Origin of the sequence: Mesorhizobium sp. BR-1-1-10, from assembly GCF_020165595.1 — a bacterium.
GTDB classification, from domain to species: Bacteria; Pseudomonadota; Alphaproteobacteria; order Rhizobiales; family Rhizobiaceae; genus Mesorhizobium; species Mesorhizobium australicum.
In genome coordinates, this window is sequence record NZ_JAIUIL010000007.1 from 1 (window position 1) to 25430 (window position 25430).

A 25430-nucleotide genomic window follows, 5' to 3' on the forward strand; every position below is an offset into this window, starting at 1 on the left:
CTGTCGGCGACGGCGACGGTGACGGATGGCGACAACGACCAGGCGACCTCGACGGTGAGCGCCGACCTGGGCGGCAACCTCGGCTTCGACGATGCCTTGCCGACGGCAATATCTCCGGCCTCCGCAGTTGTGGCAAACGGAGCAGGAGCGGCCGTCTCGTTCGACCTCGATATCGACGGGATACTTACCAACAACTACGGCGCTGATGGCGGAACAGTCATCTTCCCGACGTCGCTCGAAGGCACGGCAAGCGGACTGACCTCAAACGGCGTTTCGATCGTGTACGACGTCTCAGCCGACGGCCACACGCTCACGGGTCTGGCCGGCGCCACATCCGTGTTTGTCATTACGCTCAACCCGGCGACCGCTTCCTACTCCGTCGAGATGAACGGAACTGTGGACAGCATAACCACTGTGGATTTCAACGGAGGTGGCTATGATTTCGTTGGCGGCAACGGGGCTTGGGCAGGCTTCAATACGGCGGCCAATGACGACAGCAAGGATCTGCTGCTTACGCCCATAGAAAGCGGAGTCAGCTCTGGAACTTTGAACACTAACGCCAATGAGGGCGGCGTCAGCGGTGGCAATTCGGTTGGGTCAGGTGAGAAAATGCGCCTTGACTTCGTCGTAGATTTGACCGGCAACCCTCCGAACGGCAGCTACTCGTCGCCCTCGACCCATCTCTTCGAAGGACATTATACTACGAACGGCGCGTCGGCGAAGTTCACCGGTATCTCATCTCAGTCCGCGGCTCGCTTCGCCGCCTTCGACGATCCGGATGGGAACGTAAAGGTTGGCGACGGCGTCCAGGATTCTGTTACCGCGGTCGCATTGAGCTACAACGGCGAGACCAAGCTGGTGACGTTCGCCGAGATCAGCACCACAACGACGAACGTCACGGTTGGCGGTCACGTATTTACAGTGCATTTCGTCGACGGTGCCGCTCCTGGAACTCAATACGAGGCCGTGGTCGGATCCATCCTGCAGAACACCTCAATAGCCACCTACACGGCCAATGGGTATAACAGTCTCGAGATTGGTTACGAGTCGGGTGACACGTTCAAACTCGGAGATTTTGGCGCGGCAGCTTCGACAAACAGTCCGGTGAGCTTCGATCTTCCCGTCAGTGTTGTCGATGGCGATAACGACACAGCTGCGGGCACCATCGGTATCACTTTGAGCCCGACGGGACAAACCATCCAGAATCACTCGTCAGATCTGGCCGGTGACTCCCATTTGTATACTTCGACGCTGGCGGCGCCTCATATCATCGGGTCGGACTTCAACGACACGCTGAATGGCGACAGCGGCAACAACGTGCTCTATGGCGGCGCCGGCAACGATACGATCAACGGCAACGCCGGCAACGACCTTCTCATCGGCGGCGCCGGCCAGGACACCATGACCGGCGGCACGGGCGCCGACACATTCAAGCTCGACGGGTTGGACATCAAGGACCTCATCGCCGACTACAGTGGTGCACAAGGCGACAAGATCGACCTGTCATCCCTGTTTGAAACAGGTCCAGGGGCAAATATCGGGGACTTCGTGAAATACGACTCGGCATCACACACGCTCAGCGTCGACGCCAATGGTACAACCGGTGGCGCCAATTTCGTCGACGTCGCCGTCTTGCAGAACGCACCTGTCGCCGGCACCATCAGTCTGATTTACGACGACACGGCTCACACACAGCACACGGCCACGATTTAGCACTTATGCGCGGCCGTTCTCTCATGCTACATATTAGCGAAACATAATACCGCAGTTTGGAGAGGGACTTAAATGAAGCGTTGTTCAAAATTACTGATTTCGGCCACGGCGCTGTTCCTGGCTGGATCGACCGGCTTTGCCGCCGACATCATCGAGGGACCCGTGGCCGACTATTGTCGCACCGTTGGAACCTCCAATCTGGTGCTGACCGACAACACGGTCGACCTCACGAAACAGGTCGTCAAGCTGATGGACGAGTCGGTTGCCGTCGCCAACAGCCCGGAATGGATCAACTCGTCCCGGCCGGTCTTCGTCTGGGCGTCGGAAGCCAAGGTCGCTTGCGGCATGGCTTACGGCTACCTGAAGACGAATTACAAGGACGAAGACACGCTCAATAAATGCGAGTGTTTTCACGACCGCATGGTCGAGTACATGAACTGACCGCAAGAGCGAAAGCGCGCAGGCAGAACATGGAATCTGACCGGCCGGTCCACGGCCCGCGGACATGGGCGGTCGCTTGCGCGCTGGCGCTATCGCTGCTCGGCTGCCAATCGAAAAGCTCGGTGTCGGACGCGCTCGACCCCGCCGCCATCCAGGTCGCCAATCAGCCGGCTGCTGTTGTTGCTGTGGCAAACGCAAGCCAGGCGACGCAGTCCCTCGGCACGGGACCCACGAAAGTCGCCATGCTGCTGCCGCTGTCCGCTTCCGGATCAGCGGGCGAAAACGGCAAAAAGATGCTCGACGCCGCCAAGCTCGCCATGACGGACCTCGGTAATCCCCTGCTGACGCTTACCGTCGAGGACACAAGGGGAGACGCGGCTTACTCCCAGCAACTGGCGGTAAAGGCCATAACTTCGGGGGCGAAAGTGGTCATCGGTCCGACCGAACTGCCGGCGGCGCAGCATGTCGCGAAACTGTCGGGCTCGAACCGGCCCGTGGTTCTGGCTCTCGCGGAAAATTTTGCCGGCGGCCCAGGCGTCTATGCGGTATGCCTTGGCGAGGCGGACAGCGCCGCGGCGGGCGCCGGCGCAATCGCGGCCAAGGGCGGCAAGAAATTCGTCCTGCTGGTGCCAGCGGGCGCGGGTGCCGATATTGCCGAAAAACACGTCGCCAACAGCCTCAGCGTGTACGGCGCCGCACTTGCGATCACCATCCCCTACACGAGCGCCGACAGCGCGGCAAAGGCGGTCGCGGACATGGGCTCGCTGGTTGACGCCCCCGACGCCGTGATCGTCGCCAGCGGCGACAGCAATCCATCGCCAATCCTGATCGCCCTGAAGGCAAAAGGCATCCCTGGAAAATCAACCTCCGTGGTTGGCACGAACCGCTGGCTGGAGCACCCGACCAGTCCGCTTTTCGAAGGCGCCTATATCGCGACGCTCGACCAACATGAAACAGGCCCCATTTCGGATCGTTTCAAGGCAAGCTTCAATTACCAGGCCGACGTCAATGTCGCTTATGCCTATGATATGGTCGCCCTTACTGCGGGCATCGCGAGCGCTGCCGGACCCAATGGCTTCAACAGGCAGGTTTTCGAGAACCCGAATGGCTTTCGCGGATCGACCGGCTTGTTCAGGTTCCGCGCGGATGGATCCAGCGAACGCTCGATGCCGTTTTACCGGATTGAAAAAGGTGCGCTCAAACTGGTTGCCAAATCGACGTCCAGCTTCTAGCGAATTGGACGCGGGCGGCCCGATGGGACATCGGGGGCGCGTTCGCATGATGGTCGCGCTCGCGGGCCTCGAGCTTCTCATCGGTATCCTGCTGCTGATCAAGGCAGCGACCCTGTTCCCCGTCGAACGAAGCCTCACCGACCCAGCCCCTGACGTGGGCGATGACGTCGCGCGACATCCGGCTCGATCGATCGTCAACTCAGCCCGCAAGATTGCCGAGGATCTCATCGCACCGCCGGAGATCGAGGAATCGGAGATGGAGCGGGTGGAACCTCGTTTGCCGCTTGGCGACCTCGGCCTCGCATCACGCCCCAAGTCATGGATGCCCAGGGATTGGCGGGAAACACTGCTGTACCATCCAGTGGCCACGTCGTCGGCTGGTTTCGACTCAATGGGGCGTAAACTGTTCATCAGTGGAACCCAGGGCGTCCAGACCGACAGGGTCTGCCTGTTTCACGAGAGCGCGTGGCCATGCGGACAGCGGGCCTACGCGGCTTTCAACAACTGGATGCGCGGGCGAGCGCTGAACTGCTTCGTGCCTCCGGTGGTCGACCGCTTCCCTGTCGCGGTGACATGCAGGCTGGGCAAACAGGATGTCGGTGCCTGGCTGGTATCGAATGGCTGGGCGCTGGCCTTGCCGAGCGGCATCTATGGCAAGGCCGAAGCAACAGCCAGGGCGACGGAGATGGGAATCTTCGGCCCGCCATAGGCGACAGCACCGGATTCGCCACAAAGGGCAGCATCCTCCGTTCAGAAGCTTGGCGATCTAACCAACGTGTCAAATTGTATTGTTCTTCGAAACCGAAATCGTAACTTGCCGGTCTTATGCTTGGCGATCGAACGGAGATCGACGATGAGCAATGCAGCAGCTGATGTCCCGGTCCATCATGAATGGAAGACCATTGCCTGGCTGGCATTTCTTGGAACCGTCGGCAGCCTGTGCGTGTCCCTCGTCCTGAACTATCTGCTGTTGTTCAGCGAGGCGCTGACGCCTTTCGGGCGCGGCATGATCACGGCAACACTTTTGCCTGTGGTGATCTGCTTGCCGCTGTTTGTGTTCATAGGCCTGAAACTGGCCGAGATCCGTCGCTATCGGCGGGAACTCAACCGGGCCGCGACCTTCGATACGCTGACTGGTTGCCTGAACGGGAGGGTCTTCTCGTCGCTCATCGAGAGACGGGCGATCAGGTCTTCCCCACAAGGCGAGCGATCGGGCGCGTTCCTGGTCATTCATCCTGAACACCTGAACGCCATCAACTTGCGCTTCGGCCTGAACTGGGGCGACGAGGCCTTGCGCCTGATCGCTTCAACCATCCGGTCTTGCGTGCGCTCGCAAGACGTCGTCGGCCGCATAGGTGCCTCCATGTTCGGTGTGTTCCTTCCCGGAACGAGCGAGGCCGAAGCCAGGACGGTTGGCGAGCGTATCCGTGCCACTGTCTCGCAGGTCTATTTCGCCCCTCAGGGAGCCGAGGAGATCCTGGCCGTGTCCGTCGGGGGCGTGGTTTTCGAGCAGGACCTGGACTTCGAGGACATGTTCCGGCCTGCCGAAGAGAGCTTGTCGGGCAAAGGCGGTTTTGGATTGTCGCGTATTCAACGCGCTTCAATCTGACGAGCCGGCACCATTTATCGCCAATAGGCGGAAGGCGTGCCCTGCCCGGCAAATGGGCGGCACGCCTTGGGATCCCCTCGTGATCGCGAGACGGGCTCGTTGCTTTTCGAAGCCGGCTTATGCAATCGTGGCCATGGACGCCAGCCTGCCGCTTACACCCGGCATGCCACCTGACCAAGATCTCCGGACCCGACCTCGATGGCTGGTGTATCGACGGAACAGAATGAAATTTTACTCAGCCGCCGAGCGGATTGCCTTTATCGCCACGCTCATTGCGGTCTTGGTGCTCGCGTTGCTGCCGATATCTCGCCTCGACGAATTCGGCATCGATATCGGCTTCCACTACGACAAGGCCAACCATGCGAGCGCCTTCGCGATCCTGGCGTTTCTGGGAAGTCTGGGCTGGCCCGGCCGCAAGACGAGGCTGATCATCTTCCTCGCCCTGGTTGGAGCCGCGATCGAAATCCTCCAGGGCACGTCGCTGATAGAGCGTGATCTCGACGTGTTCGACTGGATCGCCGATTGCGTCGGCATGGCTTGCGGACTTCTGGCGGCAATCTGCGCGAACTGGATTTCGCGACGTATGAATTGAGATAGCCAAACCAGCAAGTTGGCCCTGAAGGTGAAGGTCTACCGCGAACTGCGCGATCGCGAGCGGGATCGTCGCGTGCCTGTGCTGAACATGGGCCCGCTCTATTTCCTCTGGGCCTCGGCCAAACACCAGTCCCACGGACACGATCAGAAAACCTAAGCGGTCCGCCGATGGCGGTCGGACGCGTCAACTCGCCTCGCGCATCGCCTCTGCCGCCTGCAAATCGACAGAGACAAGCTGGCTGACGCCCTGCTCGGCCATGGTCACGCCGAACAGCCGGTCCATGCGGGCCATGGTGATGGGATTGTGGGTGATGATGACGAAACGCGTCTCGGTGGTCTTGGCCATCTCGTCCATGAGATTGCAGAAGCGCTCGACATTGTGATCGTCGAGCGGCGCATCGACTTCGTCGAGCACGCAGATCGGTGCCGGGTTGGTCAGGAAGACAGCGAAGATCAGCGACATCGCAGTCAGCGCCTGCTCGCCGCCCGACAGCAGCGTCATGGTCTGCGGCTTCTTGCCGGGCGGTCGGGCAAGAATCTCCAGGCCCGCCTCCAGCGGATCTTCGGATTCGATCAGCTGCAATTCCGCCGTGCCGCCACCGAACAGATGCGAGAACAGTCGCTGAAAGTGGCTGTTGACGACATCGAAGGCGGCCAGCAGCCGTTCGCGGCCTTCACGATTGAGGCTCTGGATTGCTTGCCTGAGCTTGCGAATCGCTTCGATAATGTCCTCGCGCTCGGAAACGATCGCCTCCAGGCGCTCGGAAAGCTCCCTCTGCTCTTCCTCGGCACGCAGATTGACGGCGCCGAGCCGCTCGCGCTCGACCTTCAGCCGATCCAACTGGCGTTCGATCTCGGGCATTTCGGGCATCGGATCGTCGGCTTCCAGGCCGGTGTGGCGGATGACCAGATGCGGCGGCGTGTTCAACGTCTCCTGGATGCGCGCCTCGACCTCCAGCCGGCGTTCGTCGGCCGCCGTCAGCCGTTCCTCGGCGCGGGCGCGGGTTTCGCGCGCTTCGGCCAGCGACTGGATGGCGGATGTGGCCGCCTTGTCCAGTTCGGCCTGCCTGTTCTCCGCCTCCTGCAACCGGTCGGCTGCCGCCTTGCGCAAGGTTTCGGCCTCGGTGAGCTGCGACAGCAGCGCACGCCGCTTGGCGTCGATCTCGTCGGGCGCATCGGCCAGCCGTTCGCGCTCGGCCTCGGCCTCTGCCTTGCGTTCGGCGAGCGACGCGATCTGCGTCGAGGCGTTTTCGGCGCGCACCAGCCAGTTGCTGCGTTCGGCACCTATGGCGTCAAGCCGGCGTGTGCGTGCCTCGGCTTCTCGCCGCAAGCCCTCGTGGACGGCGCGCGCGTCGGCAAGCGCGGCCCGGTCGCGCGAGACATTGGCCGAGGACTGTTCGAGCTGCAATTGCAGGTCGCCGAGATCGGGCGCGTCCTGCAGCAGCATCTCGGCCTCGACGAAAGCCGCTGACGTCTCCTCATGGCTGTCGAAGATGCGGGCGCGCGCCTCATCCAGCGCGGCACGCCGGCTCGATAGTTCACCGCCGGCCTTTTCCGCCTCGGCCAGCGCACTGCGGGCGGCGTCCAGCCGGTGCTGGGCCTCACGTCCCGCCTGGCGCGTGTTGCGTTCGGCTTCGCTTGCCTGGCGGATCGCCTGCTCGGCCTGCGCTAGCGCTTCCTCGGCCTGGCGCAACACAAGCGTCGCTTGCACCGCTTCGGCATCGAGTTCCGCAAGCCGGTTCTTCTGTGCCAGCCTTTGTGCCGCGGCGGTCGGTGCATCGGCGCTGGCGGTCAGGCCGTCCCAACGCCACAGCGCACCCTGGCGGCTGACCAGGCGCTGGCCTGGAGCCAGAAGCCCCTGCAACCGGCGGCCGTCAGCGGCCTCGACGATGCCGATCTGCGCAAGACGTCGGGCTAGTTGCGCCGGCGCGCGAACCACGCTGGCAAGGCTCTTGATCCCTTCCGGAAGCGCGGCATCGCCGGGCTGGATTTCGCTTTCGCCCCAATGCGCCGGTGCACTGCGGTCGAGCGGCACGTCGAGGTCTTCGCCAAGGGCGGCCCCCAGTGCCGTCTCGAAGCCGCGCTCGACGCTGATCTGCTCCAGCACCGAAGGGAAGAGATCGCCGCTGGCCGCGTTCAGGATCTTGGCCAGCGTGCGCGCTTCGGTCTCGATCCGCGCCAGCTCGGCCTTGGCGTCCTGAAGCGGCGGGCGGGCAGCGCTTTCAGCGCCACGGCCGTCGATGACCGACTGTTCAGCCTGCTCCACCGCTGCCTCGGACTCCTCCAGCAACGCCATCGCCTGCTCGACCAGTACCTGCTTCTCGGCCGGATCCGGCAAGCCGGCGACCTTGGAGAGGATGTCCGACAATTCGCGGTCGACGTCGGCGAGTTGGCGGGCGAAGCGGTCGCGACGCTCCGCGGTTTCGCGCAAAGTCCGTTCGATCTGGTGGCGCGAGGCGGCGGCCTCGGCGCGCTCGGCGGTCAGCGCGGCAAGTTTGGCTTCGCTTTGCGCAAGCGTCGAGGCTGCCTGTTCGAATACCGCGCGGGTGGTGGCCTCGCGCTCGGCGGCGCCGGCGTTTTCGGAGTTCAGCGCGGCCTCTTCCGCACGCAGGCGCTCGAGAACGTCGGCATTGTCGCGCACCATCCGCTCTTCGCGGGCAATGTCGCCGTCGAGCTGCTGCAGCCGGCGTTCGAGTTCGGCCTGCCGGTTGCGGATACGGCCAGCTTCTTCCTCGATCTGCGACCTGGCGATCGACAGGCGCTGGAAAGCCGCGGCAGCCGCGGCTTCCGCGTCGCGCAGGTCAGGCAGGCGATGGGCGGAGATGCCTTGCTCCTTGGCCGCGTTCATCTGCGTGGCGGCGCGGTCGCCGACGAGCGCCGTTGCCGTGGCCAGCGCCGAACGCGCCTCGCCTTCCTGTGTCTTGGCCAGCGTCCAGCGCAGGTGCAAGAGCGTTGCTTCGGCCTTGCGGATGTCGGCCGACAGGTTCTTGAAGCGGGAAGCCTGGCGCGCCTGGCGCTTGAGGCTTTCGATCTGGCTTTCCAGCTCGCCCACGACATCGTCCAGGCGTTCGAGGTTCTGCTCGGCCGCCTTAAGCCGCAGTTCCGCTTCGTGGCGACGGGTGTGCAGGCCCGAAATACCGGCCGCTTCTTCGAGCAGGGCGCGACGGGCCTGCGGCTTGGCCTGGATCAGTTCGCCGATACGGCCTTGCCCGACCATCGAGGGCGAGCGCGCGCCGGTCGACTGGTCGGCGAACAGAAGCTGCACGTCCTTGGCACGCGCTTCCTTGCCGTTGATGCGGTAGAGCGAGCCGGCCTCGCGCTCGATGCGGCGCGATACCTGCAGTTCGTCGGCATCGTTGAAGGCGGATGGAGCCGAGCGGTCGCTGTTGTCGAGGAAAAGCGTGACTTCGGCGGTGTTGCGGGCGGGACGGGTGCCCGAGCCGGAAAAGATGACGTCGTCCATGCCGGACGCGCGCATGTTCTTGTAGGAGCTTTCGCCCATTACCCAACGCAGCGCCTCGACAAGGTTCGACTTGCCGCAGCCGTTCGGCCCGACAATGCCGGTCAGGCCGCGTTCGATGACGAACTCGCCGGGTTCGACGAAGGACTTGAAACCAAGAAGGCGGAGGCGCGAAAACTTCATTCGCGCGCCTCATACACCGGTTCGGCAAGAGTGTACCGAGGTTTTGCGATAGGACGCAGAGCGCGCGAACGGATGGAGAGCCAAGCAGCGCCGGAGCGCTGCCGCTTCAGCACTGAGCCGATGTCAGAGCAGAGGGTCGATGATGGCCGACATTTCCTCAATCGACATCGCCCCTTTGTAGGTCTTACCGTTGATGAAGAAGGTCGGCGTCGAGTCGACCTTGAATTCATTGGCGCCACGCTTCTGAACCGATCTCACATCGTCCAGAAGTTTCTGGTCCGTCAAGCAGGCCTCGAAGGACTCCTGTGTAAAACCGGCAAGCTTGGAAATTTGCAGCAGCGCTTCCTTGGTGTTCGACACGCCGACCCAGTTCGCCTGCTGCCTGAACAGCACGTCGACCATCGGGAAATAGTTATCCTTGGCGCAACGCGCCAGCATGAAACCGGCTTCGGCGCTCGGATCGAATGGGAATTCGCGCAGGATGTAGCGCGCCTTGCCGGTATCGATGTACTTGGTCTTCAAATCCGGAAAGGTGGTCTCGGCGAAATGCGCGCAGTGCGGGCAGGTCATCGAGGCGTATTCGACGATGGTGACCTTGGCGTCGTCCTTGCCGAGCTGCTTGTCGGGCAGCGCGCCCGGCTTCATCAGTTCGGTCATGTCGACGGTGCCCTGCGCTTCCGGTACCTGGACCGCGGCGGGCGTGGCCGGCTTTGCGGGCGTTGCCGGATTCGCGGGTTTGACATCCGCGGCCTTCGCCTCTTCGCCGGAATCACTGCAGGCGGCGAGCAGGGCCACCGCCGGGATTGCGGCCAGCGATGTCAGGACGTTTCTGCGAGAGAAGCTTTGGCCAAACGGGGGACGGCTCATACGAATCACCTGATAAGAGTTGGATTTTGCAATGCAAAGGCACGAAAAGGCGAGAGTTGGCGCGAATTAAGGCATCCCTGTCCCCAATCCAATCGTGAAACCTGACAAGGGCGATCACGAATGCGCGAGATTAACGACAAACCTATGACCGTTTCCAATCAGAACCAAGGGGATCGTCTCCGTTTGGGCCGACCGGGGCAACTGTAACCGTTCCACTTCGCCCTTGGCCAGACGGCCTCGGGATAGTCCCTGGGGTCATTGCAGCCGTCTAGGCTTTCCTTGCGCCCAGAATGGTCGCCCCCAGCCGTTCCAGCGAGGCGCGCAGCCCGTCATCCTCTATAAGCCCGACAGTATCGGACAATTTCGCCTTTTCGGCCGCGCTCAACGCCCTGAGGGTGGGTTTGGGCCGGGCTCTTCCCGAGCTTATCGGCTTCTGCACGATCCTGATGCGGCCTATCGCCCTGAAACCCAGGAAGGCGTTCACCCGGTTGATGATCTCGCCGGTCTCGTGCTGCAGATGAAGCGCGGCCATGCCTTCGCAGGCGATGACCAGTACGGCCGGCTCGAACGGATCATCCTCGTGCAGGCGGCGCGGCCACTGGATCTTTTCGGGCCGCGAATGGATGGCCAAGCGCGGTCCGGCAATCTCTTCCCACGACTGGACGAGACCGATCGAGATGCCTGCCCGCTTGCGCAGCACCGGGTCGAGGATGTCGGTGGCGAGATCGCTCACCGGAACGGGATTGCCGAAGCGCCTTTTCCCTGCCATGTGCGTTCTCCAGCCACGACCCAGCAGATACCGGCCAGGCCAACGCAAGATCAATGGCACCAGCAGACCAGACCCGCAAGGCCCAGACCAGCAAGGTCATCTCGGACGATACGGCGTCGCGCCTGCTCGCCTGGTATGACGCGCATCATCGCGAATTGCCGTGGCGCGTGACCCCGCGCGAGCATGCACGAGGTGTGCGGCCCGATCCCTACCGTATCTGGCTGTCGGAGGTGATGCTGCAGCAGACCACCGTCGAAGCGGTGAAATCGTACTTCCTCGCCTTTGTCGAGAAATGGCCCGATATCGAAGCGCTGGCCGCGGCGCCGACGGAGGATGTGATGAAAGCCTGGGCGGGGCTCGGTTACTACTCCCGCGCCCGCAACCTCAAGGCCTGCGCGGATCTGGTGGCGGCGCGCGGCGGCCGGTTTCCGGACACCGAGATCGGACTTCGAGAATTGCCGGGGATCGGCGCCTATACATCGGCGGCAATAACGGCCATCGCCTTCGACCGCCACGCCGCCGTCGTCGACGGCAATGTCGAACGCGTCATCTCACGGCTGTTTTCGATCACGACGCCGCTCAGCGAAGCCAAGGCCGAGATACGGGTCCATGTCGAGCGCATGGTGCCGGCGACAAGACCCGGCGACTTCGCCCAGGCGATGATGGATCTCGGCGCCACGATATGCACGCCGCGCCGGCCGCGCTGCATGCTGTGCCCGCTGCGCGAGGACTGCAGCGCCGTTGTTTCAGAAGACCCCGAAAATTTCCCGGTGCGGCTGCCAAAGGCCGACAAACCGCTGCGGCGGGGGGCTGCTTTCGTTGCCATGCGTGACGACGGTGCCATTCTTTTGCGCAAGCGGCCAGAGAAGGGGCTGCTCGGCGGCATGACGGAAGTGCCGACCACCGCCTGGACGGCGCGGATGGACGGAGCCACCACAGAGGCGGCAGCGCCCTTTGCCGGCGACTGGCGGCACGCCGGGACAATCGCGCATGTGTTCACCCATTTCGCGCTCGAACTCGAAGTCTTTCGCGCCCACATCAAAGGTGATGCCCTGGCAGGGCATTTCTGGTCGCCCGCCCATGAGATTTCAGGCGAGGCGCTGCCCACCGTCATGAAAAAGGCAATCGAGGCTGCGATACCCGGCGCGACGAAAAAACCGTCGCCATTGAGTGCAAAGAGGCCCCATGACTGAAATCCGCCACATCGTTTTCGACATCGGCAAGGTGCTGATCCATTACGATCCGAACATTCCCTTCAGCCGCCTCATTCCCGACGACGAAGAGAGAAAGTGGTTCTTCGACAATATCTGCACGCATGACTGGAACATAGAGCAGGATCGCGGCCGGACGTGGGAAGAGGCCGAAGCGCTGCTGATCGCAGAGCACCCCGAGCACGCCGAAAACATCCGCAATTTCCGTCGCCACTGGCACGAGATGGTGCCGCATGCCTATGACGACAGTGTCGCCATAATGCTCGGCCTGATCGACAGCGGCCACGATGTGACGATGCTGACCAACTTTGCTTCCGACACGCTGGCCGAAGCGCGCGAACGCTTCGATTTCCTCGATCGTCCGCGCGGCGTCACCATCTCGGGCGAGATTGGCAAGATCAAACCGGATCGTGGCATCTACGACCATCACGTGGCCGCGTTCGGCCTCGAGCCATCGGCGACGCTGTTCATCGACGACAGCCAGAAAAATGTCGACGGCGCCAAGGCCGCCGGCTGGCAAGCGGTGCTGTTCACCGATGCCAGCACGCTTAAAGCAGACCTTGAGCGATTGGGGATCAGGACGTGATCTCCATCGCTTGCGACGATCCGTTGAGCATTTGAATCAATAAATATGAGGCAGGCGGCAGAGCTCAGCCCCCTGCCCGTTCCATGCCAAGCCGGGCGATGCGGCGCAGTTCGTCGATGGGGGTAAGCCCGCCGCTGCGCTCATAATGCCAGAAGGTCCAGCCGTTGCAGGCGTCCAATCCCTGCACCTCGGCGCCGATCTTGTGGATCGAGCCGGCGCTGTCGCCGATCGCGACGGTCCCATCGGCGCGAACCTTGGCGGCCCAGCGCTTCTTGGCGTCATAGAGCGTGGCGCCGGGCGTCATCAGCCCGGTGTCGATCAGGCTGACGAAGGCGACGCGCGGCTCCGCGCGCTTGCCGGTGAGCACGGTGAGATCCGCCTCGTCGAGTGGCCGCACCGCGTCGATGCGCTCATTGGCGGCGTCGATATAGGCCTGCTCGCGCTCGATGCCGACGAAGTGACGGCCGAGGCGCTTGGCAACCGCGCCTGTCGTACCGGAGCCGAAGAACGGGTCGAGCACGACGTCACCCGGCTTGGTCGAGGCCATCATGATACGGGCAAGCAGCGCCTCGGGCTTTTGAGTCGGATGCAGTTTGTCGCCATTCTCATTCTTCAGGCGCTCGCCGCCGGTGCAGATCGGGAACAGCCAGTCGGAGCGCATCTGGATATCGTCGTTCGACGCCTTCAGCGCTTCGTAGTTGAAGGTATAGCCCTTGCCCTTCTGGTCACGCGAAGCCCAGATCATCGTCTCATGCGCGTTCTGGAAGCGGCGGCCGCGAAAATTCGGCATCGGATTGGTCTTGCGCCAGACCACGTCGTTGAGAATCCAGAAGCCGAGATCCTGCATCTTGGCCCCGACGCGGAAGATGTTGTGATAGGAGCCAATGACCCAGATGGTGCCGTTGGGCTTCAGCACGCGGCGTGCCGCCAGCAGCCAGGCGCGGGTGAAAGCGTCATAGGCTTCGAAGCTCTCGAACTGGTCCCAGTCGTCGTCGACCGCATCGACCTTGGACTGGTCGGGACGGTGCAGGTCGCCGTCGAGCTGCAGATTGTAGGGCGGATCGGCAAAGATGACGTCGATCGACTTTTCCGGCAGGCGGTCGAGCGCCGCGACGCAGTCGCCTTTCAGGATCGTGTCCAGCCATTCGGATTGCTGGGGAGCGTGGGAGAGCTCGTCGAGAAGACGCACGGCTGACATTTTTACACCCAAGGCACGCGTTACTGTTTACTGCCCGTTATGGTTACCGATCAGCGTAAATATTCGGTGAAGCTTTATCGATGCCGTGGAGGAGTTTGCGAAGCCGTGTCCATTGGTGTATGCCGCGCCGCTTGAGCCCTGAGCGGCCATTCCTCCACCCTCCATCGTTCGGATCACCATGCCCCAGCCAGATCTTGTCATCTTCGATTGCGACGGCGTGCTCGTCGATTCCGAAATCATCGCCGCGCGGGTCGAAGCTGAACTGATAACCCTGGCCGGATACGAAATCTCGGCGGAGGAGATTGCCGAGACCTATGCCGGCCTGACCTTCAAGGACATACTGATACGAATCGAGGAGAAGTCCAAAATCCCGTTCCAGGTGTCGCTGATCGACCGCGCCGAGGAACTGGTCGACCGCAAACTGCGCAGCGACGTGCGCGCCATCGAAGGCGTGCGCGAAGCGGTCGCCTCGGTCACGTCGCAACGCTGCGTCTGCTCCAACTCACGTTCGGAGCGGATCGAGTTCATGCTGGAGAAGGTGCATCTGTTGCCGTTCTTCGCCGGGCGCATCTTCTCGGCGATGGAAACGCCGACCGGAAAGACCAAGCCGGCTCCAGACGTGTTCCTGCATGCCGCCGAAAAGCTCGGCGTCAACCCGGCGAACACCTTCGTCATCGAGGATTCCGTGCACGGCGTCACCGGCGCCAAGGCCGCCGGCATGCGCGTGATCGGCTTTACGGGCGCCAGCCACAGCTATCCCGGCCATGCCGACGCCTTGACAGAGGCCGGTGCCGAGACGGTGATCCGCCGCTGGGCGGAACTGAAGAGTGTCATTGCCGCTCTGTCGGAGTGGTCGGCGGATGCCTGAGATGCGTGCGTCCGGCTGGAGGCAAGCCAGGCCGACAGCCGCCTAGTTCGTCGCGGCCGTCTTCTTCCTGTGGGTCTTCTTCCTCGGCTTGTCGGTCGTCGCCTTCGGCGCGGTTTCGTCGTAACCGGCATAGGCTTGATAGTCCTGCGCCGTCGGCGCCGGTACGACGACATTGGAATCGGTGAAGACAAACTGGGTCGCGACCGAGGGATCGGTCACCTGAACCTGATACTGGTGGATCTGCGAATAAAGCACGTCGGTGCCGTGCATGACCGCGGTGCGGATCGGCATGGTGATGGTGCCTGGCGTGAATTTCGGCCCTGGCACGATCTTGCCGGCAACCGCGATCTTCATCGTCAGTTGTCCGTCGGCACGGCTGCAATCGCGGGTCACGTCGCTGATCGACGCCTGATAAATGATCCTCGCCGAATCGTCGGGCGGCGTAGCAGCAGCGGCGTCAGCGGCGGCCTGGGCCGCGGCATCCGCAGCGGCATCGCCGGTCTTCTTGAGCTTCGGCTTGGGCTTCTGCACCTCGTTGACATAGGTGTTGAAGAAGGCCGTGCCGTCGCGCACCGTCACCCTTGGGCAATAGGCGTTCAGCTGGCTGGCCAGCACCTTGGGATCCTGCGGCGGCGGTGGCGCCGTCGGATCCTTCTTGCCGAAACCGAGGTTCAGGATGCCATTGTCGCCTGATTGGCAGCCCGCGGCGGCAAGCATAAAGCCCGTGAGCGCAAGACCCGCCAAAAAGCGACCACTTGATATACGAAACGCCATGAAACTGCACTTCCCTCTCGCAAAGCTGGTGACGTATATCAACCGCGCGGCAAAAATGCGACTAGAGCCGGTGCAGAAATTAACCACCTTGTGGTGAACGGAAAAACAGGCGGCAAACGGATCTGTGACATGCATTATGTGAGCACCCGCGGCGAAGCGCCCGCGCTTGGATTTTCCGACGCCATCCTGGCGGGCCTGGCGCGCGATGGCGGCCTCTACGTGCCGCGCGAATGGCCGCATTTCTCGCCATCCGAGATCCGAGCCATGCGCGGCCTCGCCTATCCCGACCTCGCCATACGCGTGCTGACGCCGTTCCTGGGCGGCGAGATCGCCGCGCCGGTCTTCGAGCGCCTGGTCCGCGAAGCCTATGCCACCTTCCGCCATGAGGCCGTCTGCCCGCTGGTGCAGACCGGCGCCAACACTTTTGTCCTCGAACTCTTTCATGGGCCGACACTGGCGTTCAAGGACGTGGCGATGCAGTTGCTTGCCCGGCTGATGGACCATGTGCTTGCCGAACGCGACCAGCACGCCACCATCGTCGGCGCCACGTCGGGCGATACCGGTGGCGCGGCCATAGACGCCTTCGCCGGGCGCAGCCGCACCGACATCTTCATCCTTTTTCCGCATGGCCGCGTCTCGCCGGTGCAGCAGCGGCAGATGACGACGTCGAAGGCTGAAAATGTGCATGCGCTGGCGATCGAGGGCAATTTCGACGACTGTCAGGGCTTGCTGAAGGACATGTTCAACGATCACGGCTTCCGCGACCAGGTGTCGCTGTCGGGGGTCAATTCGATCAACTGGGCACGCATCATGGCCCAGATCGTCTATTATTTCTCCTCGGCATTGTCGCTCGGCGCGCCGGACAGGCCGGTCTCCTTCACCGTGCCGACCGGGAATTTCGGCGATATCTTCGCCGGCTACGCCGCCAAGAAGATGGGCCTGCCGATCGACCGGCTGGTCATCGCCACCAACGACAACGACATATTGGCACGCACCTTCGCGACCGGCGAATACCGGACCAAAGGGGTGTTTGCGACCACCTCGCCGTCGATGGACATCCAGGTTTCGTCGAACTTCGAACGCCTGCTTTTCGAGACGTCAAACCGCGACGCCGCAACGGTGCGGCGCTACATGGCCGGCCTCAAACAATCGGGCGCCTTCACCATCGAAGCCGCGGAAATCGCCGGTATGCGAACCGAATTCGACGCCGGCCGCGCCGATATGGACGAGGTTGCCGCCACCATCCGCTCGACGCTGGCAAACAGCAACTACCTGCTCGATCCACATACGGCGGCAGCCATGCATGTGGCGGCGTCCAGGGCTGCGGGCGCCGTGCCGATGGTGGTGCTCGGCACCGCCCATCCGGCGAAATTCCCGGCCGCCGTCGAAGCCGCCAGCGGTGTCTCGCCCGCCCTGCCCGCATGGCTAGGGGGATTGATGACATTCGAGGAAAAACACACGGTACTTCCATCCGACCTCAAAATGGTGGAAGATTACGTCAGTCGCCGCGCGCGGGCGGCGCGTTAGGGAGTACGAGCCATATGGGTGTTGAGGTAAGCCGTCTGTCGAACGGCCTGACAGTCGCCACCGAAACCCTTCCAAGTATCGAATCGGTTGCCTTGGGTGCCTGGGTCAAGTCGGGTGCCCGCAATGAACGCGAAGACGAGCACGGTATGGCCCATCTGCTCGAGCACATGGCGTTCAAGGGGACGAAGCGGCGAAGCGCCTTCGAGATCGCCTCGGAAATCGAGGACGTCGGCGGCGAGATCAATGCGGCCACCAGCGTCGAGACCACGTCCTACTACGCCAGGGTGCTCTCCGACGATGTGCCGCTGGCCGTCGACATCCTGTCCGACATTCTGCAGGAGTCCGAATTCGACCCGCAGGAACTTGAGCGCGAACAGCACGTCATCCTGCAGGAGATCGGTGCCGCGCACGACACGCCCGACGACATCGTCTTCGACCGTTTCACCGAGACGGCCTTTCGCCACCAGACCATCGGCCGCTCGATCCTGGGTACGCCCGAAACGGTAAAATCCTTCACCTCCAAGCAGTTGCACGATTTCATCGAACGCCAGTATGGCGCCGAGCGCATGGTGATCGTGGCCGCAGGCGACATCAAGCACGACAAGTTCGTGCGCGAGGTCGAAAACCGGCTCGGCGGTTTCCGCAGCAAGGCCGACAGCACCATCCCGCAATACGCGCAATATGTCGGCGGCGACTTCCGCGAGGACCGCGACCTGATGGACGCGCAGATCGTGCTGGGCTTCGAGGGCCGCGCCTACCATGTGCGGGATTTCTACGCCTCGCAGGTGCTGTCGATGATCCTCGGCGGCGGCATGTCATCGCGCCTGTTCCAGGAGGTCCGCGAAAAACGCGGCCTCTGTTACTCGGTCTACGCCTTCCACTGGGGCTTTTCCGATACGGGCATATTCGGCGTTCACGCCGCGACGGGCCAAAGCGACATCGCCAAGCTGGTGCCTGTCATCATCGACGAGTTGCAGAAGGCCGGCGAGAGCATCCTGCAGGAAGAGCTCGACCGTGCGCGCGCCCAATATCGGGCCGGCCTGATCATGTCGGCCGAAAGCCCGGCCAGCCGCGCCTCGCAGATCGCGCGGCAACTACTCCTTTTCGGCAGGCCGATCGCGAAGGAAGAGCTGATGGAGCGCCTGGCGGCGCTGACGATCGAGCGCCTTACCGACCTGTCGTCGCGGATGTTCTCGACCAAGCCGACGCTTACCGCTGTCGGGCCCGTGGGTACGCTGGCACCATATGAGGCGATCCTCGATTCGCTTCCGGGCACGCAGACCACGGCCCGCAGGCTCGCCGTCTAAGTCCCAAGCGCCGTGTTCGCGCTCCCTTTCTTTCGCCGTGACCTGCCGGCACTGAAGGGCAACCTCGTCACGCTGCGCGTGCCGTTCACCAACGACTACCGCGAGTGGTCGGCGGTGCGCGGCGAAAGCCGGGCGTTCCTGGAGCCATGGGAGCCGCGCTGGACCCCGGACGAACTCGACCGCACGGCATGGCGCCTGCGCATCAGCCGCTATCGCGAGGACTACGCACAGGGAACCGCGATCGCCTTCTTCATCTTCGAGAAGTCGAGCGGCAAGCTCGCGGGCGGCATCACGCTCGGCAACATACGCCACGGCGTCTCGCAAAGCGGCCATGTCGGCTACTGGATCGGCGAGCGCTTCGGCGGCCGCGGGCTGATGACAGACGCGGTCAAGGTGGTGGCCCGCTTCGCCTTCGATACGCTGAGGTTGCACCGGATCGAAGCCGCCTGTATTCCCGACAATATCAGGTCGATCCGCGTGCTTGAAAAAGCCGGATTCCGGCGCGAAGGACTTCTGCGATCCTATCTCAGGATCAACGGCATCTGGCAGGATCACTACCTCTACGCCCGGATCGCCGACGATCCGCCGGGCGCTGGAACGAAGGACTGATTTTTGACGAATTCCCTGCGAAACGGGCCGCTGTTCGCCTTTCTTCTGGCGACGATGCTGACGCTGTGCGCGGCTTCGTCGGCCTTTGCCGTAGAACCGATCAAGATCGCCCGCGACGATGTCGCGCTCGATCTTTCGCGCGCCGTCGAAATCTACCGCAACCAGGGTGAGAACTTCCAGGTGTCGACCGCGCCCGGGCCGGACGGCATCGTGCGGCGGATCGAGGTCGAAGCCAACGATGCCCGCTCGACCGGCGACTGGGCTGTCTTCGCGCTCGCCAACACCACCGACCAGCAACTCGATCGGCTGATCGTGGCGCCGCACTTCCGGCTGGTCAATTCCGGCATCTTCTGGCCGGATCTGGGTTCTACGCGCATCGCCGCCATCACGCCCAGCGAAGGCTTCGCGCTCGACCGCCAGACCAGCCCCGACGCCGACGTGTTCCGGGTGACGCTGAACCCCGGCACGGTGATCACCTTCATCGCCGAACTCGCCTCGCCGAAGCTGCCGCAGGTCTACCTCTGGGATCCGGAATCCTACAAGGATTCGGTCAATTCCTACACGCTGTTTCGCGGCATCGTCATCGGTATCGCCGGCCTTCTGGCGCTGTTCCTGACCATCCTGTTCGTGGTCAAGGGGACGTCGATGTTCCCGGCGACGGCGGCCCTCGCCTGGGCGGTGCTTGCCTATATCTGTGTCGATTTCGGCTTCCTCAACAAGGTCATCGAGATCTCGCCAGGCAACGAGCAGATGTGGCGGGCCGGCACCGAGGTGGCGCTGGCAGCGACCTTCGTGGTGTTCCTGTTTGCCTATCTCAACCTCAACCGATGGCACGGCCATTTCAGCTACGGCGCCCTGGTCTGGATTCTGGGGCTGCTGCTGATCGCCGGCGTCGCAATCGTCGATCCGGCGGTCGCCGCCGGCATCGCCCGCATCTCGTTTGCCGCGACCGCACTGACCGGGCTCGGCTTGATCATTTTCCTCGGAATTCGTGGTTATGACCGAGCGATCATGCTGGTGCCCAGCTGGGTCATGGTGCTGTTGTGGTTATGCGGATCGTGGATGGCGATCACCGGCATGCTCGACAACGATATCGCCCAGCCGGCACTTGGCGGCGGCTTGATCCTGATCATCCTGCTGATCGGCTTCACCGTCATGCAGCACGCCTTTGCTGGCGGTGCGCTGCATCAGGGGCTGTTCTCCGACCTCGAGCGGCAGGCGCTGGCGGTCGCGGGATCGGGCGATACGGTGTGGGATTGGGACGTGCTGCGCGACCGCGTGGTGACCAAACCCGACGTCAGCATCCAGCTCGGCCTTGCGCCCAACAGCCTGGGTGGTGCCGCCCGCAACTGGCTGCCGGTGTTGCATGCCGACGACCGCGACACATTCCGCACCACGCTCGACGTGGTGCTGGAACATCGCCGCGGCCGGGTGTCGCAGAATTTCCGCTTGCGTGGCGCCGACGGGCACTATCACTGGTTTGCCCTGCGCGCGCGACCCGTCATCGGATCGGACGGCGAGGTGATCCGCTGCGTCGGTACCATGGTCGACATCACCGAACAGAAGAAATCCGAGGAACGGCTGCTGCACGACGCCGTGCACGACAATCTGACCGGCCTGCCAAACCGCGAATTGTTCATGAACCGGCTGGAGGCGATCATTTCGATCGCCCGCACCGAAGAGAAGGTGCGGCCGACCGTCTTCGTCATCGATATCGACCGCTTCAAGCAGGTCAATGACGGGCTCGGCATTTCGGCCGGCGACACCATCCTGCTCACCATAGCGCGCCGCCTGCACCGGCTGCTCAAGCCGAAGGATTCGCTGTCGCGCTTCGCCGGCGACCAGTTCGCCCTGATGCTTTTGTCCGAGCAGGACCCTGCCCGCATCGCCGGCGTGGCCGATGCGATCAAGCATGCGATCAACAATCCGATCACCTTTGCCAAGCGCGAAATCGTGCTGACCGCCTCGATCGGCCTGATCACCTGGACCTCGGCGCAAACCTCGGCCGAGGACATGGTCAAGGACGCCGAGCTCGCCATGCACCAGGCCAAGCGTTTCGGCGGCGACAGGATCGAGCCGTTCCGCCCGGCGTTCCGCACCGTCGGCACCGATCGCCTGCAGTTCGAATCCGATCTGCGGCGCGCCATCGAGCGGCGCGAATTCACGCTGGCCTACCAGCCGATCGTGCGGCTCGAGGATGGCAGCGTCGCCGGCTTCGAGGCCCTGCTGCGCTGGGACCATCCGCGCCGCGGCATGATCCCGCCGGCCGATTTCATCCCGGTCGCGGAAAGCTGCGGGCTGATCGTGCAGCTTGGGCTGTTTGCCATGCAGCAGGCGGCTGAGGATCTGGCAGGATGGCAAAAGCAGATCGGCGACGCGCCGCTGTCGGTGTCGGTCAACCTGTCCAGCCGCCAGCTCATCCGCCGCGACCTGGTCAGCGACGTGCGTTCCGTGATCGCGCGCGCCAATTTGAAGCCGCGCTGCTTCCGGCTCGAACTGACCGAGTCGCTGGTCATGGACAATCCCGAGCAGACGGCCCATGTGCTGACCAAGCTCAAGCAGCTCGGCATCGGCCTGTCGCTGGACGATTTCGGCACCGGCTATTCATCGCTCGCCTATCTGACGCGGTTCCCGTTCGACACCATCAAGATCGACAAGAGCTTCGTCGACGACAGCACGCCAAAACGCGCGGTGTTGCTCAAATCCATGGTCAACATGGCGCATGAGCTCGGCCTTTCGGTGGTCGCCGAGGGCATATCGGACGAGCGCGATGCGTTGGAGCTGCGCCAGATGGGATGCGAATATGTCCAGAGCTTCATGTTCGGCGCGCCGATGCCAGGCGACCAGGTGCTGAAGACGCTGAAGGAGCAGTATCCGCTCACGCAGGCCTAATGCATGTCACCCGGAAGTGTCCTCGGTTCCGGAACAACGACATGCATCACTATTGTTGCGAGAGTCGCAGCGCATTGACCAATGCTGACAGCGCCGCTGGCTGAAGCTGACGACTGGGATAATACAGGAAAAAGCCTGCGATTGGCGGCGTCCATTCCTCCAGGACGCGGACAAGCCGTCGCTCCGCGATATACTCCGCGACTTGCTCTTCATAGGCGAGACCGAGACCAACGCCGGCGAGCGCCGCCTGAATCACCAGGTGAGTATCGTCGATTATGAGCGAGCCGCTGGCGTTGATCGTGACCGACTTTCTCGCCCGCTCGAACTCCCACCGAGATGGACCGCCTGGAAGACGCAGGGCTATGCATTGATGATCCTTGAGATCCCTCGGCTTTTGCGGGATTCTTCGTGATGAGAAATAACCAGGCGATCCCACCACAGCCAGCCGCAACTCCGGCGTGACGCGTACCGCGATCATGTCTTTCTGAATATACTCGCCGAGCTGGATACCGGCATCGAACTCGCCGGCAACGAGGTCTACAGGGCCTGTCGTGGTGACAACGTCGAGAACGATATCGGGGTAGGCCTGGGCGAATGCCGCGAGCCGTGGCAGCAGCACCATTACGGCGGCCGAGCGTGACATCACAATTCGAAGGCGCCCCGCAGGGCGCCGCCTGAGGCTTCGCGCTCCGTCAAGGGCAGCAGCGATTTGCTCAAGCGCCGGAGACAGGTCTTTCAAGAGAGCGGCCCCTGCGGCTGTTGGCGCGACGCTCTTCGTCGTTCGAGCCAAAAGCCGCAGCTCGAGCCGCTGCTCGAGCCCACGGATAGTGTGACTCAGCGCAGATTGAGACACGCCTAGTTTTGCCGCGGCTCGTGTAAAGCTTCGTTCCCGGGCGACCATCGCGAACGCGGCGAGTTCGTTCAGTTCGCTTCTCATCATTCATGAGTATCACTCATGAGGCCTTGCTGTGCAACAGGCCTATCCTCATAGGTGACTCTGTCCTAGCTTTGATCGGCAACGGCAGATTGAGGTACTCTATGATCGTAACATTCCGCAGCGGTAACGTCCTCGGCTGTACCGCCGGCGCCTGGCGGGTCTGGTCGCTCTCGGACGGCTATATTGAGATGCCGGCGGACCTTCTGCGCGATCCGCGCGACAAACCGGTGCCGCAAGTCGCGCAGGCAGGGGCGCTCCGCCTGTCCGTCAATTGCTTTGCCCTCGCAGGTCCAGGCGTTGACGGCATTCTGATCGACAGTGGAGGAGGAGGCTGGGCCTCAACAACAGGACGCCTCGAGCAGACACTAGCCGAAGCCAGCATCGATCCTGCCTCGATCACGGTCTTGGCGCTCACCCATGCCCACCAGGATCATGTGTACGGGCTTTTGACGCCGGACGACCGGGTGCTCTTTCCGAATTTGAAGGCGATCGCAATCGCCGAGGAGGCTGTCGAGAGCTTTCTCGCCGAAACAGACCTTGCGCGGTTCAGATCCTTGTTGAAGCCCGTGCGGAATGGCGACCAGGTGGCCAAGCGACTGCGAGCAGTTGCCCTGCCGGGTCATGCTCCCGGTCACATCGGCTACGCATTCGACACGGACGAGGCCCGCTTCCTGTTCTTCGGGGACATCGTTCATGTGCCGGCGTTGCAGTTTGGCAATCCCGCGTTGAGTTGGGGTTATGACGACGACCAAGCGATCGCACGCGCAACGCGCCAGAAGGTTTTCCGCGACGCGGCCGAGGCTGGAACATGGATCGCCGGAGCGCACCTTGGCTGGCCGGGCATCGGCCGCGTGATGCGTGAGGACGGAGCGTACGGCTATGAGCCGGCATAGCGGATAACAAGCCGGACACGCGGTTTCGCCTGTTTACGCAATTCCAAGCCTGAACAGCTCTCGCGCACCGCCATGGGATGAGATTGCGCTAACGGCGCAGCGTTCCGGCTGCGCCTTACCTGGCGAAGGGACCCTGGCCGGCAAAGACGAGGCTCAAGCGTGCCCGGCGGCCAGGCTGAGATGGGCGAGATCGATGCCGATGGAGGCGAGAATCCGGTCGTATTTGCGTTCGATGTCGGCATCGAACAGCAATTCCGGCGTCGCCGGGCAGGTCAACCAGCCGTTCTCAGCGATCTCGGTTTCCAACTGGCCGGCGCCCCAGCCGGAATAACCGAGCGCCATGAGCGCGCGGCGCGGCCCGCGCCCTGACGATATCGCCCGCAGTATGTCGACGGTCGCGGTCAGGCAGATGTCGTCGGAAACGGTGAGCGAGGAATCCACACGGTAGTCGCCCGAATGCAGGACGAAGCCCCGGCTGCGGTCGACAGGCCCGCCATTGCGCACGACGAAATCGCGCGCCTGTGCCGGCAGGCGGATCGCCTCCTGCTCGTTCATGATGCCAAGCTGTACCAGAAGGTCCGGGAACAGCATCTGCTGCGTCTGGTTGATGATCAGGCCCATCGCGCCTTCATCGCTATGGGCGCAGATGTAGATGACCGAGCGCGTGAAACGGTCGTCCTTCATACCAGGCATGGCAATCAGGAACTGATCGTCGAGAAAGCCGCGGCCGGCGGCTGTCTTTTTGTGGCGCAACAAATCCATGCCAGGGAAGGTAACGCGTTTCCCCAGCGCCGAAAAGATGCGCCGTAGCGGATTCGACCAAAGCTCATATTGCGAGTCCGGCCTTGGCTTGCCCGCAAAGGTCACGCAAATATGATATCAGCACGGCCATGAAATCATTGCGCGGCCACGAAGGGACGATCAAATCACCGCCATGCAAAGCTTGAAAATCCTGTTGCTCGGCGCCGCCATTGGATTGGCGGCCGCCCTCCCCGCCAGCGCCTCCTCATCCGCCTGGTACAACAGCGAAGGCGGCAAGGTGCGGCTGGTGACATCCGGCAAGCCGGACGACGCCGGCCGCATACACGGTGTTCTCGATATCGCGCTCAAACCCGGCTGGAAGACTTATTGGCGCGACCCGGGCGATGCAGGTGTGCCGCCGCAGCTCGACGTCTCGGCCAGCACCAATATAACCGATGCGACACTGTCTTTTCCCGCGCCGCAGCGCCACGATGATGGCTATGGCAAATGGGCCGGTTACAATTATCCGGTTTCCTTGCCCGTGACGTTCACGCTGGCGGCGCCGAACCAGCCGGCGGTCATCGATGCCGACGTCTTTCTCGGCATTTGCGAATCCATCTGCATCCCCGTGCAGACACGGCTGAGCGTCGACCCCGCTTCCGATCCCGATAATGCCGACGACGCGGCGTTGGTGAAGGCGAGTTTCACCGCACTGCCGGCGGCGGCAAAGCCTGACTTCGGCATCAAGGTGCTGCCCGGCGATCACGAGACGCTGGTTGTCGAGGCAAGTTTTCCTGGCGATCCGCAGGCAGCGGATTTCTTCGTTGCCGGCGAGCGCGACTATATGTTCGGCACACCTTCCCGCTCGGAAAAGGACGGCAAGCTGATCTTCACCGTGCCGATCCTCGATCGCCCTTCGACGACGCCGACCGACGGCGGGCTTCACTACACGTTGACGAGTTCGGCGGGCGCGGTCGAAGGGTTGCTGCCTTTCCCTTGATGGCGCCGCGATGGTTGCA

General features: G+C 62.8%; 22 protein-coding genes. 15 read left to right on the top strand and 7 right to left on the bottom strand.

What is annotated here, in order from left to right; genetic code table 11:
• The 6 genes from LB555_RS29315 to LB555_RS16300 all read left to right on the top strand — a co-directional run.
• A partial coding sequence (locus tag LB555_RS29315; RefSeq protein WP_263489132.1) for a type I secretion C-terminal target domain-containing protein occupies positions 1-1713 on the top strand: 1713 nt, incomplete at its 5' end.
• Positions 1714-1785: 72 nt separating this feature from the next.
• Positions 1786-2154: a hypothetical protein gene (locus LB555_RS16280; RefSeq protein WP_224683266.1), complete on the top strand. Its 369-nt coding sequence runs from the start codon at positions 1786-1788 to the stop codon at positions 2152-2154.
• 29 nt (positions 2155-2183) lie between these two features.
• Positions 2184-3386, top strand: coding sequence for an ABC transporter substrate-binding protein (locus LB555_RS16285; RefSeq protein ID WP_224683267.1), 1203 nt, complete (start codon positions 2184-2186; stop codon positions 3384-3386).
• 46 nt (positions 3387-3432) lie between these two features.
• The gene (locus LB555_RS16290) at positions 3433-4095 is read left to right on the top strand and encodes a thermonuclease family protein (RefSeq protein WP_224683268.1); all 663 of its coding nucleotides are present in this window, start codon (positions 3433-3435) and stop codon (positions 4093-4095) included.
• A 120-nt stretch (positions 4096-4215) separates the two neighbouring features.
• Positions 4216-4995 (top strand): GGDEF domain-containing protein, encoded by a 780-nt coding sequence (locus LB555_RS16295; RefSeq protein ID WP_224683269.1) that lies wholly within the window; start codon positions 4216-4218, stop codon positions 4993-4995.
• A 133-nt stretch (positions 4996-5128) separates the two neighbouring features.
• Positions 5129-5587, top strand: a complete 459-nt coding sequence (locus LB555_RS16300; protein WP_224683270.1) for a VanZ family protein — start codon at positions 5129-5131, stop codon at positions 5585-5587.
• Between the two features lie 186 nt (positions 5588-5773).
• Here LB555_RS16300 and smc read toward each other — a convergent pair whose 3' ends face one another.
• The 3 genes from smc to LB555_RS16315 form a co-directional block, all read right to left on the bottom strand.
• Positions 5774-9232 carry a chromosome segregation protein SMC gene (gene smc / locus LB555_RS16305; protein ID WP_224683271.1) on the bottom strand — a complete coding sequence of 1153 codons (3459 nt, stop codon included), beginning with the start codon at positions 9230-9232 and terminating at the stop codon, positions 5774-5776.
• A 123-nt stretch (positions 9233-9355) separates the two neighbouring features.
• Positions 9356-10099, bottom strand: coding sequence for a DsbA family protein (locus LB555_RS16310; protein WP_140617272.1), 744 nt, complete (start codon positions 10097-10099; stop codon positions 9356-9358).
• Between the two features lie 268 nt (positions 10100-10367).
• On the bottom strand, positions 10368-10868 hold the full coding sequence (locus LB555_RS16315) for a DUF721 domain-containing protein (RefSeq protein ID WP_140878153.1): 501 nt from the start codon (positions 10866-10868) through the stop codon (positions 10368-10370).
• Between the two features lie 53 nt (positions 10869-10921).
• Between LB555_RS16315 and mutY the strand changes: the two genes are divergently transcribed.
• A complete protein-coding gene (mutY, locus tag LB555_RS16320) occupies positions 10922-12061 on the top strand; it encodes an A/G-specific adenine glycosylase (RefSeq protein ID WP_224683272.1) in 1140 nt (379 codons plus the stop codon).
• The gene (locus tag LB555_RS16325) at positions 12054-12665 is read left to right on the top strand and encodes an HAD family hydrolase (protein ID WP_224683273.1); all 612 of its coding nucleotides are present in this window, start codon (positions 12054-12056) and stop codon (positions 12663-12665) included. The genes mutY and LB555_RS16325 overlap by 8 nt, the downstream gene beginning before the upstream one ends.
• A 64-nt stretch (positions 12666-12729) precedes the next feature.
• Here LB555_RS16325 and LB555_RS16330 read toward each other — a convergent pair whose 3' ends face one another.
• A complete protein-coding gene (locus tag LB555_RS16330) occupies positions 12730-13863 on the bottom strand; it encodes a site-specific DNA-methyltransferase (protein ID WP_140617276.1) in 1134 nt (377 codons plus the stop codon).
• A gap of 178 nt (positions 13864-14041) precedes the next feature.
• On the opposite strand from LB555_RS16330, the gene LB555_RS16335 reads away from it, so the two are divergent.
• Entirely contained in the window at positions 14042-14731 is a 690-nt protein-coding gene (locus LB555_RS16335) for an HAD family hydrolase (RefSeq protein WP_140617277.1), read from the top strand.
• 42 nt (positions 14732-14773) lie between these two features.
• Here LB555_RS16335 and LB555_RS16340 read toward each other — a convergent pair whose 3' ends face one another.
• Positions 14774-15505 carry a hypothetical protein gene (locus LB555_RS16340; RefSeq protein WP_140661407.1) on the bottom strand — a complete coding sequence of 244 codons (732 nt, stop codon included), beginning with the start codon at positions 15503-15505 and terminating at the stop codon, positions 14774-14776.
• A gap of 129 nt (positions 15506-15634) precedes the next feature.
• Between LB555_RS16340 and thrC the strand changes: the two genes are divergently transcribed.
• From thrC to LB555_RS16360, 4 genes are read left to right on the top strand one after another with little or no spacing between them, the layout of a single operon-like run.
• Positions 15635-17032 (top strand): threonine synthase, encoded by a 1398-nt coding sequence (gene thrC, locus LB555_RS16345; RefSeq protein ID WP_224683274.1) that lies wholly within the window; start codon positions 15635-15637, stop codon positions 17030-17032.
• Positions 17033-17046: 14 nt separating this feature from the next.
• On the top strand, positions 17047-18339 hold the full coding sequence (locus tag LB555_RS16350) for a M16 family metallopeptidase (RefSeq protein WP_140617280.1): 1293 nt from the start codon (positions 17047-17049) through the stop codon (positions 18337-18339).
• A gap of 12 nt (positions 18340-18351) precedes the next feature.
• A complete protein-coding gene (locus LB555_RS16355) occupies positions 18352-18948 on the top strand; it encodes a GNAT family N-acetyltransferase (protein WP_140661409.1) in 597 nt (198 codons plus the stop codon).
• A 3-nt stretch (positions 18949-18951) separates the two neighbouring features.
• On the top strand, positions 18952-21840 hold the full coding sequence (locus tag LB555_RS16360) for an EAL domain-containing protein (protein WP_224683275.1): 2889 nt from the start codon (positions 18952-18954) through the stop codon (positions 21838-21840).
• A 49-nt stretch (positions 21841-21889) separates the two neighbouring features.
• Here the strand turns inward: LB555_RS16360 and LB555_RS16365 are convergent, their stop codons facing one another.
• Complete coding sequence (locus LB555_RS16365) at positions 21890-22780, bottom strand: LysR family transcriptional regulator (RefSeq protein ID WP_140724839.1); 891 nt, start codon at positions 22778-22780, stop codon at positions 21890-21892.
• Between the two features lie 185 nt (positions 22781-22965).
• Between LB555_RS16365 and LB555_RS16370 the strand changes: the two genes are divergently transcribed.
• Positions 22966-23670 (top strand): MBL fold metallo-hydrolase, encoded by a 705-nt coding sequence (locus LB555_RS16370; RefSeq protein ID WP_224683276.1) that lies wholly within the window; start codon positions 22966-22968, stop codon positions 23668-23670.
• Between the two features lie 153 nt (positions 23671-23823).
• Here LB555_RS16370 and LB555_RS16375 read toward each other — a convergent pair whose 3' ends face one another.
• The gene (locus LB555_RS16375; RefSeq protein ID WP_015318780.1) at positions 23824-24432 is read right to left on the bottom strand and encodes a YqgE/AlgH family protein; all 609 of its coding nucleotides are present in this window, start codon (positions 24430-24432) and stop codon (positions 23824-23826) included.
• A 172-nt stretch (positions 24433-24604) separates the two neighbouring features.
• On the opposite strand from LB555_RS16375, the gene LB555_RS16380 reads away from it, so the two are divergent.
• Positions 24605-25411, top strand: coding sequence for a protein-disulfide reductase DsbD domain-containing protein (locus LB555_RS16380; RefSeq protein ID WP_224683277.1), 807 nt, complete (start codon positions 24605-24607; stop codon positions 25409-25411).
• The last annotated feature ends 19 nt before the right edge of the window (positions 25412-25430 follow it).

Coding starts and splice junctions, on each gene's coding strand:
- LB555_RS16325 (WP_224683273.1), top strand. CDS start 12,054: ATGACTGAAATCCGCCACATCGTTTTCGACATCGGCAAGGTGCTGATC.
- LB555_RS16330 (WP_140617276.1), bottom strand. CDS start 13,863: ATGTCAGCCGTGCGTCTTCTCGACGAGCTCTCCCACGCTCCCCAGCAA.
- mutY (WP_224683272.1), top strand. CDS start 10,922: ATGGCACCAGCAGACCAGACCCGCAAGGCCCAGACCAGCAAGGTCATC.
- LB555_RS16300 (WP_224683270.1), top strand. CDS start 5,129: ATGGACGCCAGCCTGCCGCTTACACCCGGCATGCCACCTGACCAAGAT.
- LB555_RS16290 (WP_224683268.1), top strand. CDS start 3,433: ATGATGGTCGCGCTCGCGGGCCTCGAGCTTCTCATCGGTATCCTGCTG.
- LB555_RS16340 (WP_140661407.1), bottom strand. CDS start 15,505: ATGGCGTTTCGTATATCAAGTGGTCGCTTTTTGGCGGGTCTTGCGCTC.
- LB555_RS16380 (WP_224683277.1), top strand. CDS start 24,605: ATGCAAAGCTTGAAAATCCTGTTGCTCGGCGCCGCCATTGGATTGGCG.
- LB555_RS16315 (WP_140878153.1), bottom strand. CDS start 10,868: ATGGCAGGGAAAAGGCGCTTCGGCAATCCCGTTCCGGTGAGCGATCTC.
- LB555_RS16365 (WP_140724839.1), bottom strand. CDS start 22,780: ATGATGAGAAGCGAACTGAACGAACTCGCCGCGTTCGCGATGGTCGCC.
- thrC (WP_224683274.1), top strand. CDS start 15,635: ATGCATTATGTGAGCACCCGCGGCGAAGCGCCCGCGCTTGGATTTTCC.
- LB555_RS16335 (WP_140617277.1), top strand. CDS start 14,042: ATGCCCCAGCCAGATCTTGTCATCTTCGATTGCGACGGCGTGCTCGTC.
- LB555_RS16370 (WP_224683276.1), top strand. CDS start 22,966: ATGCCGGCGGACCTTCTGCGCGATCCGCGCGACAAACCGGTGCCGCAA.
- LB555_RS16285 (WP_224683267.1), top strand. CDS start 2,184: ATGGAATCTGACCGGCCGGTCCACGGCCCGCGGACATGGGCGGTCGCT.
- LB555_RS16280 (WP_224683266.1), top strand. CDS start 1,786: ATGAAGCGTTGTTCAAAATTACTGATTTCGGCCACGGCGCTGTTCCTG.
- LB555_RS16350 (WP_140617280.1), top strand. CDS start 17,047: ATGGGTGTTGAGGTAAGCCGTCTGTCGAACGGCCTGACAGTCGCCACC.
- LB555_RS16310 (WP_140617272.1), bottom strand. CDS start 10,099: ATGAGCCGTCCCCCGTTTGGCCAAAGCTTCTCTCGCAGAAACGTCCTG.
- smc (WP_224683271.1), bottom strand. CDS start 9,232: ATGAAGTTTTCGCGCCTCCGCCTTCTTGGTTTCAAGTCCTTCGTCGAA.
- LB555_RS16375 (WP_015318780.1), bottom strand. CDS start 24,432: ATGGATTTGTTGCGCCACAAAAAGACAGCCGCCGGCCGCGGCTTTCTC.